Here is a 1937-nt window from a genome sequence, read left to right on the forward strand (position 1 = left end):
ATAAAAAGGGTTGATACTTTGTATCAACCCTTTTTGCTTTTAGATTAAATGGTAGGGAAATAAGCCCGTTACAGCCCTTCAATCATGTGATTGATTGCTGCAACGATCTCGTCGTCGCTACAGTCCATGCAAGAACCTTTAGCTGGCATGGCATTAAAGCCGTTAACCGCGTGGTCGGTTAGCACGTCCATGCCTTTGGCAAGGCGAGGGCTCCAATCGCCCGCATCACCTAGCTTAGGCGCGCTCATAACGCCTGTACCGTGGCATGCAATACAAAAGGTACCGTAGACAGTATTGCCATCACGCGGACCTGCCGCAACGACGACAGCAGGGGTATCGCCTTCTAAATACACAGACCCAACGGGTTTAATGCGTTCTGCGATAGCCTCGTCCGACATATCAGCTGCCATCGCTGAACCGGCAACGCTAACTGCTGCAATTGCAGCAACCAATAGTTGTCGTAGAGATAATTCCATTGAGCTCACCTTACACTTCCAGTTTATTTGTGATTGTCACAGCCGTCTTGTCGTAAATTTTTATAATCGAACTGTTGAGACAAGGCGATGATTATGTACAGAATGTTTAAAATGTAACACTCAAGTGATTATATCGCCTAAATTTGTTGTGTGAAACTAGCAAGCCGCGTTTGTATGATACGAATCAACCTCACTTTGGCTATATTTAGAGCGAACGGAAAAAAAGTTTAAAAAAAGACTAGACGCCGAGGGGTCATATCCGTAATATTCGACTCCGCCGATAGGGCAAGGCGCCCGTAGCTCAGCTGGATAGAGCGTTGGCCTCCGGAGCCAAAGGTCGAAGGTTCGAATCCTTTCGGGCGCACCATCCGGTTGAAAAATTTGGCAAAGATACACAGTAACAAACAGTGGTGGCTATAGCTCAGTTGGTAGAGTCCCGGATTGTGATTCCGGTTGTCGCGGGTTCAAGCCCCGTTAGCCACCCCATATTTAGGAAATTGATGTTATCATCAGTTTTCACAGTCTTTTCGACTTAAAACAGATTTCGTCGGTGAATAGCGCAGCTTGGTAGCGCATCTGGTTTGGGACCAGAGGGTCGGGGGTTCGAATCCCTCTTCACCGACCACTTACAATGGTGGCTATAGCTCAGTTGGTAGAGTCCCGGATTGTGATTCCGGTTGTCGCGGGTTCAAGCCCCGTTAGCCACCCCATATTCAGGTAATGTTTTACATTCCCTTGGCACTGTAAGAGCCTAAAACTTGTTCGGTGAATAGCGCAGCTTGGTAGCGCATCTGGTTTGGGACCAGAGGGTCGGGGGTTCGAATCCCTCTTCACCGACCATCATTTAAAAGCCTCGTCGAAAGACGAGGCTTTTTTCGTATGTGCGAAATAAAATTTGTTTGGTAACGGATCCGCGTTTGATTGCCATATAAGCATGGGTCGGGGGTTCCCTGATGTTCAACGCCCGCTCTTCACCGACCATCATTTGAAAGCCTCGTCGAAAGACGAGGCTTTTTTGTATGTGTGTCCCGTCCTGAAATGTGTTTGCTAGCAGATCTGCACTTGATCGCCATAAAGCTAAGCGTGGGTCGAGAGGGCCCTGATATTCAACGCCTGCTCTTTACCGACTACTATTTGAAAGCCTCGTTGAAAGATGAGGCTTTTTGTTGCCGATATCTAAGGGAGTTACTTAATGCTCAGGAGTCATCAACGCTATTTTTTTCCCATCGTGGGCGCGGAAAAGATCGACTTCCGCTACAAGACCCTAAAATTAGTAAGTGTAATTGACTGCAAAAAAGGATGAAGCGCAGAGATAGATATGGATTACTTAAAGAAAAGCGCATTAATACACCAGATAAAAGAGAGGGTGCAGCATTTGTTGTGAGGTTGTTAATGCTGGTGTGGTTGGAATCTCTGTTTTATGCATTGGTGGTTTTTAAAATAAAATGGATTCATTAGCGT

Annotated in this window: 1 protein-coding gene and 5 tRNA genes; 5 read left to right on the forward strand and 1 reads right to left on the reverse strand. The window is 46.5% G+C overall.

Annotated elements, in window-relative coordinates; all coding sequences use genetic code 11:
- Nucleotides 1-68 precede the first annotated feature (68 nt).
- Complete coding sequence (locus ASV53_RS23780; RefSeq protein WP_094957374.1) at nucleotides 69-476, reverse strand: c-type cytochrome; 408 nt, start codon at nucleotides 474-476, stop codon at nucleotides 69-71.
- Nucleotides 477-766: 290 nt separating this feature from the next.
- Here ASV53_RS23780 and ASV53_RS23785 point away from each other — a divergent pair.
- The 5 genes from ASV53_RS23785 to ASV53_RS23805 all read left to right on the forward strand — a co-directional run bounded on the left by ASV53_RS23785 (nucleotide 767) and on the right by ASV53_RS23805 (nucleotide 1316).
- Nucleotides 767-843, forward strand: a tRNA-Arg gene (locus ASV53_RS23785).
- 43 nt (nucleotides 844-886) lie between these two features.
- A tRNA-His gene (locus ASV53_RS23790) sits at nucleotides 887-962 on the forward strand.
- A 62-nt stretch (nucleotides 963-1024) separates the two neighbouring features.
- Nucleotides 1025-1101: transfer RNA gene (locus ASV53_RS23795), tRNA-Pro, on the forward strand.
- 9 nt (nucleotides 1102-1110) lie between these two features.
- Nucleotides 1111-1186 (forward strand) — tRNA-His (locus ASV53_RS23800).
- Nucleotides 1187-1239: 53 nt separating this feature from the next.
- A tRNA-Pro gene (locus ASV53_RS23805) sits at nucleotides 1240-1316 on the forward strand.
- The last annotated feature ends 621 nt before the right edge of the window (nucleotides 1317-1937 follow it).

The organism is Photobacterium sanguinicancri, from assembly GCF_002265265.1.
Lineage (GTDB): Bacteria > Pseudomonadota > Gammaproteobacteria > Enterobacterales > Vibrionaceae > Photobacterium > Photobacterium sanguinicancri.

Coding starts and splice junctions, on each gene's coding strand:
- ASV53_RS23780 (WP_094957374.1), bottom strand. CDS start 476: ATGGAATTATCTCTACGACAACTATTGGTTGCTGCAATTGCAGCAGTT.